This window comes from Agromyces laixinhei (assembly GCF_006337065.1).
Classification (GTDB): Bacteria; Actinomycetota; Actinomycetes; order Actinomycetales; family Microbacteriaceae; genus Agromyces; species Agromyces laixinhei.
In genome coordinates this window covers 2,710,883-2,726,172 of sequence record NZ_CP040872.1, presented here as the reverse complement: position 1 = coordinate 2,726,172, position 15,290 = coordinate 2,710,883, and the positions used below count along the sequence as shown (strand labels likewise).

Here is a 15,290-nt window from a genome sequence, read left to right as displayed (position 1 = left end):
GTCGTACGGTGTGCTCGCGTGCGCGCCTCCGCGACACGCGGATCGGAGTCCTCATGTGGTGGACGAAGAAGCGATCGGCGGCCGACACGGCGCCGGGCGGCCGCGATGCGTCTGCAGCCTCACCTGAAACGACCGCGGTTCGTGACACCCACCGGAACGCCTTCATCCTCATGGGCATCGGCGGCGGCACGGTCGCGATCTTCGGTCTCGCCGCCATCTCAGGTATCTTCGCCCCGGTCTTCCTGGCATTCGTGCTGACGATCTGCGTGCACCCGCTGCGGCTGTGGCTCGAAGGTCGAGGGGTGCCGAGGGGCATCGCCACCGGATCGGTGATCCTCGCGGTGACGCTGCTGCTCGTGGCCCTCGGCTATGCCATCCTCATCGCGATCGGTCAGTTCGGCACTCTGCTGGCCGACTTCGGCGACCAGATCGCGGCCTTCGGCACATCCGTCGCGACCTGGCTCAACTCGATCGGCATCGACTCCGGCGAGGTGAGCGCGATGGCGGCCGACTTCGATCCGTCGACGTTGATCGGGTTCCTCGGCGGGCTCGTCGGCGGACTCACCGGGTGGGTGTCCGGGCTCGTGGTCATCTTCACGATGCTGCTGCTCATGGCGATGGACGCGGCGTTCCTGCCGCACCTCCACCGCCAGTTGCAGCCGATCCGTCCGCTCCTCGTCTCGGGATTCGTGAACTACGGCGACAACGTGCGTCGCTACATGGTCGTCACCACCGTGCTCGGACTCGTGCAGGGTGTCATCAACTGGATCGCCCTGCTCATCCTCCAGGTGCCGGGCGCGTTCATCTGGGGCCTGCTCGCCTTCATCTGCTCGTTCATCCCGAACATCGGGTACTTCCTCGCGATCATCCCGCCGATCATCTTCGGAGCGCTCGTCGGGGGCTGGCCGACCGTCATCGCCGTCATCATCGTCTACGGCGTCATCAATGCCGTCATCCAGTCGGTGATCCAGCCCCGGGTCGTCGGCAAGGCGGTGAGTCTCAGCCAGACGATCACCTTCTTCTCAGTGCTGTTCTGGGCTGTGGTGATCGGCCCGATCGGGGCGATCCTCGCCATTCCCCTCAGCCTGCTCGTGCGGCTCATGCTCGTGGACTCCAATCCGTCGATGGCGTGGATGCGCCCGATGCTCGGCGAGCTCGATGAGACGAAGCAGATCATGGCCGCGGCCGACGCCGAGACCAAGGCGGCGCGCCTGGAGCGGAAGTCGGCGAAATCGGCGAAGTCGGCGGCGGCGAATCATCCGTTGTAGGTGATGCGGCACTGGGGTGCCGGGGGTTGGCTGTCAGGCGGATGCGTCGACGGCGAGCAGAGGGGGATGAGATGGACTACACCGACCGGCTCCGGCGGCTCGCGATCAACGACGAGCGGCTCGCCGAGACCGATGTCGGCGATGTCGCGGGGGTCGAGGGCCGACTCGATTCCAAGTCGCTGGCGCTCGCCAGAATCGCCGCCCTCGTCTCGGTCGGCGGGGCCGAGCCGTCGTTCGGGGCGCAGGTCGACGCGGCGATCAGCTCGGGCACGACGGCGACGCAGATCGTGGACGTGCTGCTCGGCGTCATTCCCATCGTCGGACTGCCGCTCGTCGTCGCCGCCGCGCCGAAGGTCGCACTGGCGCTCGGCCACGACCTCGACATCGACGACGTGCTCGGCGAAGCCGACACCCGGTAGAACCGGGTCGGAACCCGGAGCCGGCTCAGAGTCCTGAGCCGAGCAGCCCGAGTCCTGTCGCTCGATCCACCGCCTCGCTCCGTGTCGAGACGCCGAGCTTGCGGTAGATCGATCCGAGCTCGGAGCTGACGGTGTTGCGTGAGACGAAGAGCCGATCGCCGATCTCCCGCACGGAGAGGTGCGTCTGCAGGTACGGCAGCAATCGAAGCTCGGCCGGGGTGAGGGGCGGACCGCCGCCGTCGCCCTGCTGCTCGCTCACTGCAACGAGACGACGGAACTCATCGACCTGCTCGACGAGCGTGCCGAGGTCGGGGCGGCGAAGGAGGATGTCGTCGATCTCACGCAGCAGATGGTGCGTGGTCGCGTGATCGGCCGTCGACCAGAACAGCTTGGCGAGCTGAAGCCGTGCTCGAACCGCGATCATGGGTATCGCCGCGGTGCTGGCGGGGCGGGCGCGCATCGCTCGGGTGAGTTCTCGTCGAACTGCCGTGAGGTCTCCGCGGTGGAGTGCGAGTCGTGCCGCTTGCGTGAACGCGAGCACTGCGGTCGCGTAGTCGTGCATGTGCTGCTCGTCGATGGCGTCGCTCGCCGCCCTCACGTGGCCGGCGGCCTCGTCCCACCGCCCGTCGTCCATGGCCAGCACGGCGAGTTCGGCTTCGCAGAGGATCACCCCGTCAGTGTTTCCGGTCGCCGTCGAGATGACCGTGCTTTCGCGCAGCGCCGTCTCGGCGCCCACGAGGTCGCCGACCAGGAGGCGGGCTTCGCCCAGCAACCGGAGTGCCAGGTCGCGCCACGGGCTCCAGCTCGGCTCCGCAGCAGCGGCGAACTCCGCATCGGCGAGCGCCTGCTCGGGCCCGGCCTGGCACATGGCGGAGCGGAGCATGGCCCTGGCCGAGTCGAACGAGGCCGACCCGTCGCCGGGCTTCTCCTCGAAGGAGGCGTGCTCGAGGATCGAGGCCCATCGTGCAGCCTCCGTCGTCTGCCCCGACAGCGCCATGACCCATCCCGTCAACACGGCGAGCGGCGGGTACGCCTCGATCGCCGGATCACCGATGGTCCGCATCCAACGCTGCACGGTCGTGAGCTGCCCTGCCTGATAGCTCTGCAGGGCCGTGGCGGCAACGAGATGGGCCGTTCGGGCGCGTTCTGTCGGCTGGTCGAGCAGCAGCTCGATGGCCATCGCCGGCGAACCCTGCGACTCGAACCAGTTCGCCGCGCGTGCCAGGAGGTCTGGTACGCACTTCGGTTCGAGTCGACGGAGTTCGCCGAGGAGGAACTCGCGGTAGAGCCCGTGGTATCGATACCAACCGCGACTGCGATCCAGCGGCACGATGAAGGCGTTCGATGCATCCAGTTCCCCGAGCACCTGCTGGGCGTCGGAGGTCTCGAGGATCGCGTCGCAGAGCGGTGCCGACAACGTATCGAGCACCGCGGTGCGCCGGAGGAATCGCTGGCGGTCTTCCGGCAGACTGACGAGCGATTCCCGATAGAGGTAGTCGGCGATGTACCGGTCATCGCCCGAGACGGTGGTCGGCGGCCGGTCGCCGTCGCGCGCGATCGCCGCGGCGAGCACGACGCCGACCGGCCAGCCTTCCGTGCGTTCGACGAGTTCGAGCGCATCGTCGTCGGTGAGGGGCAGGTTCGTGTTCGCGAAGACCGACTGGGCTCCGGCGGCATCCAGCGTGAGATCGCTCACCGTGATCTCGAAGGCGTCGCCCGCTGCGCGGGCACGGGGCAGGTGCCGTGGCTCGCCGCGGCTGGCGACGACGAGTTGGGATCCGGCGGGGATGCCCGCGAAGACCACGCTCAGCACGTCGATGCAGGCGGGGTCGCGGATCTCGTGCAGGTCATCGATCATCAACACGAACGGCGCTCGGGCACGACGAAGCGCGGCCGCGAGCAGCGGCGCCCCGCGGCCGAGCACCGCGACGCCATGACCCGCCACCGCATTCGGCAGTTGGGCCGCTTCAGGCTCGATCCCTGCGAATGCCGCAGCGAGCAGCATCAACAGCGTCGACGGGTCGTCGTCGTACCGGTCGAGCGAGACCCAGGCCACGGGGCGCGTCTCCCGGAGCATCCACTCGGCGAGCAGGCTCGACTTGCCGTATCCGGCGGGTGCCATGATCGCGACGAATCGGTTTCCGCTCGCGCGAGCCGCATCGATCTGCACGGCTCGGCTGACATGGCCTCGGGCCGGCGGCTCCGGGGCCGAGAGCTTCGCGTCGAGCAGTTGTTGATCGAGCTCGACTTCGGGCGTCTCCGACGACAGGGCATCACCGCTCACGGTCGAAGCCTATTGACCGGCGGCGCGCTCGACAACGCCCCCGATCGGGCGTGTCGAGAGAGTACTCAGCCGCCGGATGCCGCAGACCGCGCTCGCCCGCGACGCTGACGGCAATCATGCGATCTGAATGATGCCGGGTGCGGCGAATCCGGCCACGCTGACGGCAGATGAACCGAATCGCCGGCCGACAGCTCGTCGGCGGCGCCGAACAGGAGGGCATCACGATCATGAGCACTGCACGAATACAGACGGGATGGATCGGATGGATCGGCTTCGCGGCCATCATCCTCATTCTGAACGGGGCGTTCAGCGCGCTACAGGGCTTCGTCGCGCTGCTCGGTTCCAACACGTACTACGCGGTCACCGAAGCGGGGCTCCTGCTGTTCGACGTCACGGGCTGGGGGTGGTGGAACCTCGTGATCGGACTGCTGCTCGTGCTCACGGGTGTCGCCCTGCTCTCGGGTGCATCGTGGGCGAGGGTCGTCGCCGTCATCCTCGTGGCGCTGAGCGCGCTCGGTCAGCTGCTCCTCATCCCGGCGCAGCCGTGGTGGTCGCTCATCGTCATCGGCATCGACATCCTCGTCATCTACGCGATCACCGCCCACGGCCGGGAGCTCGCCGAGGGCAACGGGTAGCCGACGCCGAGTTCGAGACTGCCGCAGGCACCGGGACCAAGGGGGAATGTCCAGTGCCTGCGGCCTCGCCGCGCAGCGCATCCCGGTTAGGCTGAGCGGATGCAGCGTATGCAGAGCATGGCCGAGGGCTACGGCGTCGCGGTCGCGCAGTTCGCACCGAGCGACGATGCCGTCGGCAATCGCGGCGAGATCACGCGTCTGGCGGATCTCGCGGTCGCTCGCGGCGCCCGACTCGTCGTCTTTCCCGAGTACTCGAGCTATTTCACGCCAGAACCCGGCGAAGACTGGCTCACCGCGGCCGAGCCCATCGGCGGCGCATTCACGACGCACCTCGCCGCGCTCGCCGACCGGCTCGGCGTGCATCTCGTGGCCGGCATGATCGAACGTCTCGACCGGCCCGGTGATGCAGCCGGAGCGCGACGCGTCGCCAACACCGTCGTCGCGATCGCGCCCGGCGCGGGCGTCGTCGCCCGTTATCGCAAGCTGCATCTCTACGACGCCTTCGGGCAGCAGGAGTCGGCCTGGGTCGCCCCGGGAGCGATCGAGCCTCCCGAGACCTTCGAGGCCGGCGGCATCCGATTCGGGCTGCAGACCTGTTACGACGCGAGATTCCCCGAGGTCACGCGGCGCATCGTCGATGCCGGCGCCGATGTCGTCTGCATGCCCGCCGAGTGGGTGCGCGGTCCGTTGAAAGAGGCGCACTGGCGCGTGCTCACGACCGCGCGGGCGCTCGAGAACACGGTCTATGTCGCGGCGGCAGACCATGCGCCGCCCGTCGGCGCGGGCAACAGCATGATCGTCGACCCCATGGGTGTCGAGGTGGTCACGATCGGTGAGGCGACGGATGTCGCGGTCGCCTGGATCTCGAAGGAGCGGATCGAGACCGTGCGACGGGTGAACCCGGCGCTCGCGCTGCGCCGCTTCGACGTCACCCCGCGCTGAGCCCGGCGATCCTGGAGACCGCCTCCTCGAGCACCTCGTGCCGCTTGCAGAAGGCGAACCGCACGAGGCTCGAGTACGAGCCCTGACGATCGGGGTGCACGAACGCGGTGACCGGCACGCCGACGACGCCGACGCGGCCCGGGAGTTCACGGCAGAGCGCCGCGCCGTCGGCGTACCCGAGGGGAGAGGCATCCGCGACGATGAAGTATCCCGAGTCGGGCAGTGTGATCGCGAGGCCCGCTGCCGTGAGCCCCGCGGCGAGCAGGTCGCGCCGCGCCTCGAGGGTGGCCGCGGCATCCGCGAAGAACCGATCCGGCAGGCCGAGCCCGGTCGCGATCGCGGGCTGGAACGGTGCGCCGTTGACGTAGGTCAGGTACTGCTTCACCGCCAGCACGGCGGTCACGAGCGGTGCGGGTGCGATGATCCAGCCGATCTTCCAGCCCGTGGTCGAGAACGTCTTGCCCGCGGAGGAGATCGAGATCGTGCGTGAGCGGGCGCCGGGCAGCGCGGCGATCGGCGTGTGCACGACACCGAAGGTGAGGTGTTCGTAGACCTCGTCCGTGACGATCAGCGCATCGTGTCGCTCGGCGAGTTCGACGACGAGCGAGAGCGTCTCGACGTCGAAGACGGCACCGGTGGGGTTGTGCGGCGAGTTCACGAGGATCACGCGTGTGCGATCGGTGACGGCCTCGCGCAGCTCGTCGTGGTCGGGTCGCCAGCCGGATCCCGGCTCACGAGACCAGTGCAGCGGCACCGTCCGATGCACGCCGCCCGCCCGGGCGGCGATCGCGGCGTATGCGTCGTAGTACGGCTCGAACGTCACGACCTCGTCGCCGGCGTCGACGAAGGCGAGGAGCGTCGCAGCGAGCGCCTCGGTCGCACCTGCGGTCACGAGCACTTCGGATGCCGCATCGACTTCGATGCCGTACCACCGACGCTGGTGGGCGGCGATCGCCTCGCGGAGCACGGGCATGCCGGTGCCCGGCGGATACTGGTTGACCCCGTCGGCGATCGCACGGCGGGCCGCCTCGAGCACCTCGGCGGGGCCGTCTTCATCGGGAAATCCCTGGCCGAGGTTGATCGCACCCGTCTGAGCGGCCAGCGCACTCATCTCGGCGAAGATCGTCGCGGCGATCGTGCCGTCGGGTGCGAGGAGGCCGGCACCGGCCGCGGTGCGCTGCCAGGGGGCGAGGCCCGGCGCTGGGATGAAGTCGCTCACGCTCTCACCGTACGCGAGGGTTGTGCCGCTACGCTGACGCAGGCAGCTCTGCTCCCCGGCCGCATTCGGAGGAATCCCGGCTCGGAGATAGCAGAGTCATAGACTCCGCCGATCGGGCACACAGCTTGCCCCGGGATGCTGGCAACGCTTGGAAGGAGCACACCATGACCGACACCACGAACGGAGCCGCGGGGGAGCCCCGCGAGGACGACGTCACGCCGACGCCTGCGGCCGCCGAGAGCGCTGCGCCTGTCACCCCTGAGACTTTCGCCGCAGCCGGCCGGCCCGCAGCGCAGAGCGACACCCCTGCCGATGAAGCCGGGCCGGCGAGTGCCGCGGCTCCCGCCGCGCCCGAGGTCGCCGCAGCCGAAACGCCGGCCGCGCCGGCCGCTCCCGCCGCTCCGGCCCCACCCGCCGCTCCCGCTGCTCCCGTCGCGAACGGAATGGTCTACGAGCCCGGGCAGCAGCCCCAGCCCTACTCGGCCCCCCAGTACGCGAAGCAGCCGGCGCAGCCCGTTGCCGCGGCATCCGCTGCCCCGGCCGCGCGGCCGGGTGAGGTACCGCCGGCCTTCGGCGGCCGGCCGGCACCCGACGCCCAGGCAAACGGCCAGGCCCAGCACCAGACCCAGCCGACCGCGCCGATCGACGGCCCCCCGGCCGACAGCGCAGCAGCACCCGCGGAGCAGAAGCCACGCCGTGTCGGACTCGGCGTCGCCGCGGCCATCGTGGCCGCTGCCCTCATCGGCGGTGCGTCGGGCGCCGGCATCAACGCGCTGCTCACGAACGACGGCGGCACGCCGACGAGCGGCAACGCGAGCTCCGCGCAGAACATCGTCGTCAACGACTCCGAGTCGGTCAACCAGATCACCGCCGTCGCGGCGAAGGCGAGCCCGAGCGTCGTCACGATCTCGGTGTCGGGCGGCCAGTCCGGCGGCACCGGGTCGGGCATCATCCTCTCCGATGACGGCTACGTGCTGACGAACACGCACGTCGTCACCCTCGACGGCGCGACCGGCGAGCCGACCATCCAGGTCAAGACGAACGACGGCCACCTCTACACGGCCGAGCTCGTGGGCACCGACCCGCTCTCCGACCTCGCGGTCATCAAGCTCGTGGATGCCTCGGGCCTGACCCCCCTCGAGTTCGCCGACTCCGACGAGCTCAACGTCGGCGATTCGGCGATTGCGATCGGTGCTCCGCTGGGCCTTGCCGGCACGGTCACCAACGGCATCGTGAGTGCGCTCAACCGCTCGATCGACGTCGCCTCCTCTGCCGCACCCGCGACCCCCGACGACTCGCAGAGCGACGGCGGCGAACAGGGCGACCAGGGCGGTGAAGACTCGGGCAGTCCGTTCGACTTCTTCTTCGACCTGCCGAGCCCCGACGGCAGCGCGCCCGAGCAGCCGAGTGCGTCGGCCGGCCAGGTGTCCCTCCCGGTCATCCAGACGGATGCCGCAATCAACCCCGGCAACTCCGGTGGTGCGTTGGTCGACTCCGAGGGCAAGCTCATCGGCGTCAACGTCGCCATCCTCTCAACGGGCGGAGCAGCGCAGGGCGAGACGGCCGGCAACATCGGCGTGGGCTTCGCCGTGCCCTCGAACCTCGCGGGGCGCATCGCCGACGAGATCATCGAGAACGGGAAGGCCACGCACGGCCTCCTCGGAGCCACGGTCACCTCGGCCGAGGCCGAAGGCTCGAGCGACACCGTCGGCGCGTTGATCGCCGAGGTGCCGGCGGGCGGCGCCGCCGCGGCCGCGGGCCTCCAAGCGGGCGATGTCGTCACCGAGTTCAACGGCGTGCCGATCACCGACCAGACCGACCTCACCGCTCAGGTGCGCGCCCTCCCGGGCGGTGCGGAGGCCGAGCTGACCTTCACGCGCGACGGCTCGTCGCAGACGGTCACCGTGACCCTCGGCACATTCGAGGGCTGATCGTCGACCGACCGACCGACCGACCGAGCCGCGGGTCCGGGTCCGAGAGGATCCGGACCCGCGTTCGCGTCCATCGGCGGCGCATCGGGCGCATGAAGTCGCGACTGCTAGGCTCGATCGACCCGAGCGACGAGTGAGGAACATGCCCGAGAACCACCCGGCAGCGATGCCGACATCGCTCCTCGGCGTCTCCTACGTCATGCCGGTGCTGAACGACGCCTCGCACGTTCGAGCGGCCGTGGAATCGATCCTCGCCCAGGACTACACCGGGCCCGTCGAGGTGCTCATCGCCCTCGGCCCGTCCATCGACGGCACGAACGAACTCGTCGCCGACCTCGCGACGCGCGACGACCGCGTGCGCGTGCTCGAGAACGAGGTCGGATCGACGCCTGCGGGGCTCAACATCGGCATTCGTGCCGCGCGATATCCCGTCGTCGTGCGCGTCGACTCCCACTCGATGCTGCCCCCCGACTACGCGCGCATCGCGGTCGAGGAGCTCGAGAGCACGGGTGCCGACAATGTCGGCGGCATCATGGACGCGCGCGGCGAGACGCCGTTCGAGCGCGCCGTCGCTCTGGCCTATACGACGAAGGTCGGGCTCGGCGGCTCGGCGTTCCACGTCGGCGGCACAGCCGGCCCCGCCGACACCGTGTACCTCGGGGTGTTCCGCCGTGATGCGCTCATCCGCGTCGGGCTCTTCGACGAGACGATCAAGCGCGGCCAAGACTGGGAACTCAACCGGCGCCTGCGTGAGACGGGCGGCGTCGTCTGGTTCACCCCGCGGCTCGCGGTGCTCTACCGGCCGCGTTCCTCCTTCGATCGACTCGCACGGCAGATGTTCTCCACCGGTCTCTGGCGCGGTGAACTCGCACGCAGGTTCCCGTCGGCGAACGGCATCCGCTATTTCGTTCCGCCCGTCATGGTGTTGGGCGTCGTGCTCGGGCTGCTGCTCGGTCTCGGCGGCATCGTGCAGGCGGCGCTCGGGGCGACGCCGTGGCTGCTCATCGGCTTCATCGTGCCCGTCGTGTACGTGTTCTTCGTGCTCGCGGCGACACTCGTCTCGGCACGCGGGCGCGGCGCAGCCACTGCCGCATGGTTTCTCGTAGTGTTGCCCTGCATACACGTTTCGTGGGGAGTCGGGTTCGTGCTCGGGTACCTCTCGCTGACGAGCAATATCGCCAGGCACACGGGAAGGTGATGCGGATGTCACAGACCGGTCCGATCTTCGCCAGACCCACGAGCATCGCCGAGCTGCGCGAGGTGACCCAGCCGCCCGAGGTGCGCGGTCGTCGCAACGCCGAGCACTGGACGGCGTCGCTCTACCTGCGCCGGATCTCGCCCTACCTCACATGGATGCTGCTCAAGACCCGGATCTCGGCCAACGGCGTGACCGGCCTCATGATCCTCGTCGGCTGGTCGACGGCCGCAGCACTGCTGATCCCGGGCATCTGGGGGGCGCTGCTCGCGGTCGTGCTCGGTCAACTGCAGATGCTCGTCGACTGTTGCGACGGCGAGGTCGCCCGTTGGCGGCGCACCTCGTCGCCCGCCGGCGTCTTCCTCGACAAGGTCGGCCACTACACGACCGAAGCGCTCATTCCGCTCGCGCTCGGCATCCGCGCAGCCGCCTACCCGCTCGAGTTCCCGGCCGACTTCATGTGGACCACGATCGGCGCACTCCTCGCACTCGTGATCGTGCTCAACAAGGCGCTCAACGACATGGTGCACGTCGCCCGGGCCAACGCCGGCCTCACCAAGCTCGCCGACACGCACGGCGAGACGGCTCCTCGCGGCGGGCTCGTCGCGAAGCTCCGCAAGGCGGCCAGGTTCCTGCCGTTCCACCGCCTCTACCACTCCGTCGAACTCACCCTCATCGCGTTCGCGGCGGCCCTCCTCGGGGTCATCGGCGGTCAGCCCCTCATCGACCGCATGGTGCTCTCGGTACTGCTGCCGCTCGCCCTGCTCTCCGTGTTCGGGCACTTCGTCGCGATCATGGCCTCCCGACGTGTCCGATCCTGAGGCGGCCCACTCGGCAGCAGGCGTCCGGCCGCGCGTCGGGGTCGTCGTGCTCACCATGGGAAAACGGCCCGACGACCTGGCCCGAGGCCTCCGCAGCATCCTCGACCAGCAGGGCGTCGACGTCGACGTCGTCTGCGTCGGCAACGGCTGGGACCCGGCGACCGCGACTCCGGCCCTGCCCGACGGCGTGACGACGTTGCACCTGCCCGAGAACCTCGGCATCCCGGCCGGCCGCAACCGCGGTGTGCCGCTCGTGACGGGCGAGGCGATCTTCTTCCTCGACGACGACGCGTTCCTTCCGAGTGAGACCTTTCTGGCCGATGGATGCCGCATGCTCGCCGATCGGCCGGAGATCGGCCTGCTCCAGCCCAGGGTCGTCGACCCGACGGGCGAGGTCTCACCGCGCCGCTGGATCCCGCGGATCCGCAAGGGCGACCCGGGCCACTCGAGCAACGTCTTCTCGTGCTGGGAGGGCGCCGTGCTCATGCCTCGCGCGGTATTCGACGCGACCGGGGGGTGGGCCGACCCGTTCTTCTACGCGCACGAGGGCATCGAGCTGGCATGGCGGGTCTGGGAGACCGGGCACGTCGCGTGGTACGCGGGCGACCTCGAGGCGGGGCATCCGGTCATCGACCCGGCCCGCCATGCGTACTACTACCGCCTGAATGCGCGGAACCGCGTCTGGCTCGCGCGCCGCAACCTGCCCGCCGTGCTCGTGCCGATCTACGTCGGCTCGTGGACTGCGATCCAGGTGCTCCGCTGGGCGCGCCAGCCGGCGGCGTTGAAGGCGTGGTTCGGTGGCTGGCGCGCAGGGTGGCGAGAGCACCCGGGGCGTCGGCGGCCGATGCGCTGGCGCACGATCTGGCGCATGACCCTCGCAGGTCGCCCGCCGCTGGTCTGACGCGGGAACGATCGACACCGGTGCAGGTGCATCGCCCGCTACGCGGCATCCGCTCAGCCCGACCTCGCTACCCTTGGACGGTGGGATTGAGGAAAGACGCCCGGCGCGCCGTGAAGCTGGCCAAGGACATCATGTGGTCCAGACGTGCGCAGCGTTCGCTCGGCGTGAAGCTCGCCGAACAGGAGCCGCTGCCGCAGCACCGCTTCCGCATCGGCGTCTACTTCGCCGACGGCAAGGTCAACCTCTACCAGCTGCGGCAGTGGTACGCCCCGCTCGCCGAGCTCGCCGAGCGCTACCCGGTGCTCGTCTTGAGTCGTGCCTCGGGTGCGGCGCTCACGCTGCTCGAGGAATCACCGCTGCCGGTCGCCTACGTACGCCGCGTCGCCGACCTCGAACAGGTCATCGCCGACCACGACCTGCATGTGATCTTCTACGTGAACCAGAACGCCAAGAACTTCCAGATGATGCGGTACGGGCGTCGGTGGCACGTGTTCATCAATCACGGCGAGTCCGACAAGATGTACATGACGACCAACCAGTTCAAGGCGTACGACTACTCGCTGATCGCGGGTGACGCGGCCCGGGCCCGGCTCGAGAAGGTGCTCTGGGACTACGACTTCGACAAGCGGGCGATTCCGATCGGACGCCCCCAGGCCGATCACTACCTCGACGGCGCGTCCCTGCCGTACACGCCCGACGAACGCGAGGTCGTGCTGTACGCGCCCACGTGGGAGGGCGACCGCGGGGCTGCGGCCTACGGGTCGATCGCGACGCACGGCGTGCGACTCGTCACCGGGCTGCTCGCGACCGGTCGTCACCGCGTCATCTACCGACCGCACCCCCGCTCGGGCGTCGTCGACCACGAGTACGGCGTCGCGAACCGCGCGATCATCGCGGCCATCCAGGCGGCCAACTCCGCCGACCCGACGGCGGGGCACGTCTACGACGATGGGCCGATGCTCGGCTGGCAGCTTGCGGCCGCCGACGTGGCGATCGTCGACATCTCGGCGATGGTCTACGACCGTCTGGCAGCAGGAAAGCCGCTGCTCATCACGCGACCGGCGAATCCGGAGGCCGAGATCGACACGTCGGGTTACCTGCAGGCCTGCGAATGGCTCGAGGCGACGGATGCCGCGGAGATGGTCGACCGGGTCGACGACGTGGCGCACGACGCTGCGGCGCTCGAACGGCTCGCCGTGTGGGTCGAGCGCTACTTCGGCGACACGACCCCCGGGGTCACGACCGCGCGCTTCCATGCCGCCGTCGACCACCTCATGGACGAGTGGGAGCGGTTCGCCGCCCTGCATGCGGCCGACGGCGAGATCGACGAGCGTGATGTGCGTGCCGGCAGAGACGACCGTGACGACAACGGCGACGAGGAGATCGAGGCGTAGCCTCAGTCGCGGTCGAGGCCGCGATGACGCCGGAGCATCTCATCGCCCGCGTCGACGTAGCCCTCGAAGAGCTCGGTCACCGCTCGGAGGCGTTCGTGCGCTCGCTCATCGTCGGTGAGCATCGCCCCGGTGCGCAAGGTGCGGATGAACGTGCGGGATCGCTCGTGACTCGCGGCGAGCAGCTGCTCGAATCCGCCGACGGCCTCGACGCGGATGCGCCGGCTTCCGGGCTGCGGGATCGTTCTGGCGAGCCCCCACGACACGAGCTCGCGTACGGCCGTGCTGGCACCGCCGGTGCTGAGGCCCAGCCCGTTGCCGATCGCGTCGAGCGTTGACGGCTCTGCCCGCAGCAGGAGGAATCCGTAGACCCTGCCGGTCGCGCGAGACAGCCGCCAGCCCGCGAGAGCGTCGCCGACCGCCTCGACGAACTCGGCCTGTGCGTCGTGCTCGAGTTCTTCGTGCTCAGCCACGAGGCACCGATGCCAGCACATCGAGGACGGCCGCGTTCGTCGCCTCGGGAGCGTCGAGGGTCACCAGATGGCCGGAGCCCGCGATCACGTGTTCTTCGACGCCCTCCGCCTTCGCCCATTCCGGCATCGCGGTCGCGATGTTGCCCGTTCGATCGAGCCCGCCGCGGATGAGTCCGAGGTGAATGGGCACCCGGTAGTCGGGATCCGGATCGACGAAGGCGACGGTGGCGCGCCAGACATCGAGGAACACACGCTTCGGCATTCGTGCGAACACCGCTTCGGTCGCCGCGATCGCCGCAGGCGTGACGGCAGAGGCGCGAGCAAGCATGCCCGGCAGCCGAGACCCGGGGACGAGCGACAATGCCGGGGCTGCCAAGCGCAGTGCGACGCGTTCACCGCGGGTGAGCGGACCGGTGTTCCAGGCCGAATCGAGCACGATGAGCGCTCCCGCTCGGCCGTGATCGCGACGCACGAGCGCCTGAGTGACGTTTCCGCCGAGCGAGTGCCCCACGAGGGCGGGCTGCTCGAGGGCGAGGTGGTCGAGGAGCGCGGCGAGGTCGTCGAGCGCGGCCGGCGCCGTGAAGCGGGTGCCCGGGTCGAGTTCGGAGACGCCGTGCCCGCGCTGATCGAACGTCACGACGGTGTGGCCGGCCCCGTGCAGCGCGGTCGCCTGTGCGGCGAACATGGTGTGGTCGACGCCGGCACCGTGAACGAGCACGACCGGCCGCTCGTCGCCGTCGAGCACGGTGAAGCGAAGTGTCGCTCCGGGGCGGGCGAGGCGCCGATCCAGATTCAGCATATTCTGAATATAGCGAATCTACTGCCTGTCCAGCGTATCGCCGCCGTCCGTGTCCCCGGTGAGGTCGGTGTCGGCGTCGGCGAGGTCGGTGGCGGCGTCGGTACCGTTGTCGCCGCCGCGGCGGCCGATGGCCCGAGCGAACGGGGCACGGGCGGCGCGGCCGACCGCAGACGCGGCACGCGACATCCGTATGCCCGTTGCTCGGATCACGGTGTCGCTGCCACCCGGTTCGAGCTCGGGCGGCAACAGCGCGGGAGCCTGGCCGAAGGCGAGGCGCGACTGGGTGAGTACGCGGCGGCCGAGTACGTGGTTGCCGATGCCGCCGATCGCGGCACCGATGCCGAACGGGATCGCCTTGCCGATGATGCCGGCGCCGCCGCGCACCGCGAACTGCTTGATGAAGATGCTGCGCAGCCGATCGACGACCGTGCCCATGACGGCCTTCGGGATGCTGTTCGTGATGAGCTCACCCCAGTACGCATCGCGGGCGATGCCGGTGCCGGAGGCCTGGCCTGCGAACTGGCGAACGAGGTCGCTGCCTTCCCGGCCGAGCATGAGCGTCATGACGAGCGCTCGCGCCCGCTCGGGATTGTCGACGGGGATGCCGTGCACCTCTGCGACCGACTGGGCGAAGAGCGCCGTCGCTTCGAGGAACCCCGCGGTTTCGACGCCTGACAACGCGAGTGTCACGCCCGTGCCGACCCCGGGGATCACGGCGGTGGCGCCGACTGCTGCGCCGCCCGTCGTGACGGCCGCGAGGTAGCGGCGTTCGAGGATGCGGACGAGTTGGTCGGGCGTCGCTCCGGGCGATCGGCGACGGATGCCACGCAGATGCGCCACGACGATCGGACGCTGGATCGCGAGCGCCCGATCGATCGCACGCTCGACCCCGTGGGCCCGGGGTTCGCCGGATTGCGAGCCTTCGGCCGAGCCGGTCTGCTCGCGCGCGGCATCCGAGCCCATCGAGGTGATCTTGTACACGCGGTCGGGCATGTGGCGATGATACGCGAGC

The 15,290-nt window shown here is 69.7% G+C and carries 14 protein-coding genes; 9 read left to right on the top strand and 5 right to left on the bottom strand.

Annotation, left to right across the window (positions count from 1 at the left end):
- Positions 1-53: 53 nt before the first annotated feature.
- Both FHG54_RS12915 and FHG54_RS12910 read left to right on the top strand, forming a co-directional pair.
- Entirely contained in the window at positions 54-1,268 is a 1,215-nt protein-coding gene (locus tag FHG54_RS12915; RefSeq protein WP_168197177.1) for an AI-2E family transporter, read from the top strand.
- Between the two features lie 71 nt (positions 1,269-1,339).
- Positions 1,340-1,687 carry a carboxymuconolactone decarboxylase family protein gene (locus tag FHG54_RS12910; RefSeq protein WP_139417631.1) on the top strand — a complete coding sequence of 116 codons (348 nt, stop codon included), beginning with the start codon at positions 1,340-1,342 and terminating at the stop codon, positions 1,685-1,687.
- A 25-nt stretch (positions 1,688-1,712) separates the two neighbouring features.
- Here the strand turns inward: FHG54_RS12910 and FHG54_RS12905 are convergent, their stop codons facing one another.
- A complete protein-coding gene (locus tag FHG54_RS12905) occupies positions 1,713-3,971 on the bottom strand; it encodes a winged helix-turn-helix domain-containing protein (RefSeq protein ID WP_233437771.1) in 2,259 nt (752 codons plus the stop codon).
- Between the two features lie 167 nt (positions 3,972-4,138).
- On the opposite strand from FHG54_RS12905, the gene FHG54_RS12900 reads away from it, so the two are divergent.
- Positions 4,139-4,606 carry a DUF7144 family membrane protein gene (locus tag FHG54_RS12900; protein ID WP_233437770.1) on the top strand — a complete coding sequence of 156 codons (468 nt, stop codon included), beginning with the start codon at positions 4,139-4,141 and terminating at the stop codon, positions 4,604-4,606.
- A gap of 99 nt (positions 4,607-4,705) precedes the next feature.
- Positions 4,706-5,548 carry a carbon-nitrogen hydrolase family protein gene (locus FHG54_RS12895; protein WP_233437769.1) on the top strand — a complete coding sequence of 281 codons (843 nt, stop codon included), beginning with the start codon at positions 4,706-4,708 and terminating at the stop codon, positions 5,546-5,548.
- Here FHG54_RS12895 and FHG54_RS12890 read toward each other — a convergent pair.
- On the bottom strand, positions 5,535-6,767 hold the full coding sequence (locus FHG54_RS12890) for a pyridoxal phosphate-dependent aminotransferase (RefSeq protein WP_233437768.1): 1,233 nt from the start codon (positions 6,765-6,767) through the stop codon (positions 5,535-5,537). The genes FHG54_RS12895 and FHG54_RS12890 overlap by 14 nt on opposite strands.
- Positions 6,768-6,931: 164 nt before the next feature.
- Between FHG54_RS12890 and FHG54_RS12885 the strand changes: the two genes are divergently transcribed.
- The 5 genes from FHG54_RS12885 to FHG54_RS12865 all read left to right on the top strand — a co-directional run bounded on the left by FHG54_RS12885 (position 6,932) and on the right by FHG54_RS12865 (position 13,009).
- Entirely contained in the window at positions 6,932-8,698 is a 1,767-nt protein-coding gene (locus FHG54_RS12885; RefSeq protein WP_139417630.1) for a S1C family serine protease, read from the top strand.
- A gap of 142 nt (positions 8,699-8,840) precedes the next feature.
- The gene (locus FHG54_RS12880) at positions 8,841-9,896 is read left to right on the top strand and encodes a glycosyltransferase family 2 protein (RefSeq protein WP_139417629.1); all 1,056 of its coding nucleotides are present in this window, start codon (positions 8,841-8,843) and stop codon (positions 9,894-9,896) included.
- Between the two features lie 5 nt (positions 9,897-9,901).
- On the top strand, positions 9,902-10,714 hold the full coding sequence (locus FHG54_RS12875) for a CDP-alcohol phosphatidyltransferase family protein (RefSeq protein WP_233437767.1): 813 nt from the start codon (positions 9,902-9,904) through the stop codon (positions 10,712-10,714).
- A gap of 55 nt (positions 10,715-10,769) precedes the next feature.
- Positions 10,770-11,615 (top strand): glycosyltransferase family 2 protein, encoded by an 846-nt coding sequence (locus FHG54_RS12870; protein ID WP_139418452.1) that lies wholly within the window; start codon positions 10,770-10,772, stop codon positions 11,613-11,615.
- Between the two features lie 80 nt (positions 11,616-11,695).
- Positions 11,696-13,009 carry a hypothetical protein gene (locus tag FHG54_RS12865; protein ID WP_139417627.1) on the top strand — a complete coding sequence of 438 codons (1,314 nt, stop codon included), beginning with the start codon at positions 11,696-11,698 and terminating at the stop codon, positions 13,007-13,009.
- Between the two features lie 2 nt (positions 13,010-13,011).
- Here FHG54_RS12865 and FHG54_RS12860 read toward each other — a convergent pair whose 3' ends face one another.
- Genes FHG54_RS12860 through FHG54_RS12850 form a run of 3 tightly spaced genes read right to left on the bottom strand, consistent with a single transcriptional unit; the run spans position 13,012 to position 15,271 of the window.
- Complete coding sequence (locus FHG54_RS12860; protein WP_139417626.1) at positions 13,012-13,479, bottom strand: GbsR/MarR family transcriptional regulator; 468 nt, start codon at positions 13,477-13,479, stop codon at positions 13,012-13,014.
- A complete protein-coding gene (locus FHG54_RS12855) occupies positions 13,472-14,278 on the bottom strand; it encodes an alpha/beta fold hydrolase (protein WP_139417625.1) in 807 nt (268 codons plus the stop codon). Before FHG54_RS12855 ends, FHG54_RS12860 begins: the two co-directional genes overlap by 8 nt.
- Positions 14,279-14,296: 18 nt before the next feature.
- Positions 14,297-15,271 (bottom strand): hypothetical protein, encoded by a 975-nt coding sequence (locus FHG54_RS12850; RefSeq protein ID WP_139417624.1) that lies wholly within the window; start codon positions 15,269-15,271, stop codon positions 14,297-14,299.
- Positions 15,272-15,290 lie beyond the last annotated feature (19 nt).

What these genes read in the sequence shown, in the direction of transcription:
- FHG54_RS12875 (WP_233437767.1), top strand. Translation starts at nt 9,902, where the DNA reads ATGTCACAGACCGGTCCGATCTTCGCCAGACCCACGAGCATCGCCGAG.
- FHG54_RS12895 (WP_233437769.1), top strand. Translation starts at nt 4,706, where the DNA reads ATGCAGCGTATGCAGAGCATGGCCGAGGGCTACGGCGTCGCGGTCGCG.
- FHG54_RS12910 (WP_139417631.1), top strand. Translation starts at nt 1,340, where the DNA reads ATGGACTACACCGACCGGCTCCGGCGGCTCGCGATCAACGACGAGCGG.
- FHG54_RS12855 (WP_139417625.1), bottom strand. Translation starts at nt 14,278, where the DNA reads ATGCTGAATCTGGATCGGCGCCTCGCCCGCCCCGGAGCGACACTTCGC.
- FHG54_RS12885 (WP_139417630.1), top strand. Translation starts at nt 6,932, where the DNA reads ATGACCGACACCACGAACGGAGCCGCGGGGGAGCCCCGCGAGGACGAC.
- FHG54_RS12850 (WP_139417624.1), bottom strand. Translation starts at nt 15,271, where the DNA reads ATGCCCGACCGCGTGTACAAGATCACCTCGATGGGCTCGGATGCCGCG.
- FHG54_RS12870 (WP_139418452.1), top strand. Translation starts at nt 10,770, where the DNA reads ATGGGAAAACGGCCCGACGACCTGGCCCGAGGCCTCCGCAGCATCCTC.
- FHG54_RS12880 (WP_139417629.1), top strand. Translation starts at nt 8,841, where the DNA reads ATGCCCGAGAACCACCCGGCAGCGATGCCGACATCGCTCCTCGGCGTC.
- FHG54_RS12900 (WP_233437770.1), top strand. Translation starts at nt 4,139, where the DNA reads ATGAACCGAATCGCCGGCCGACAGCTCGTCGGCGGCGCCGAACAGGAG.
- FHG54_RS12915 (WP_168197177.1), top strand. Translation starts at nt 54, where the DNA reads ATGTGGTGGACGAAGAAGCGATCGGCGGCCGACACGGCGCCGGGCGGC.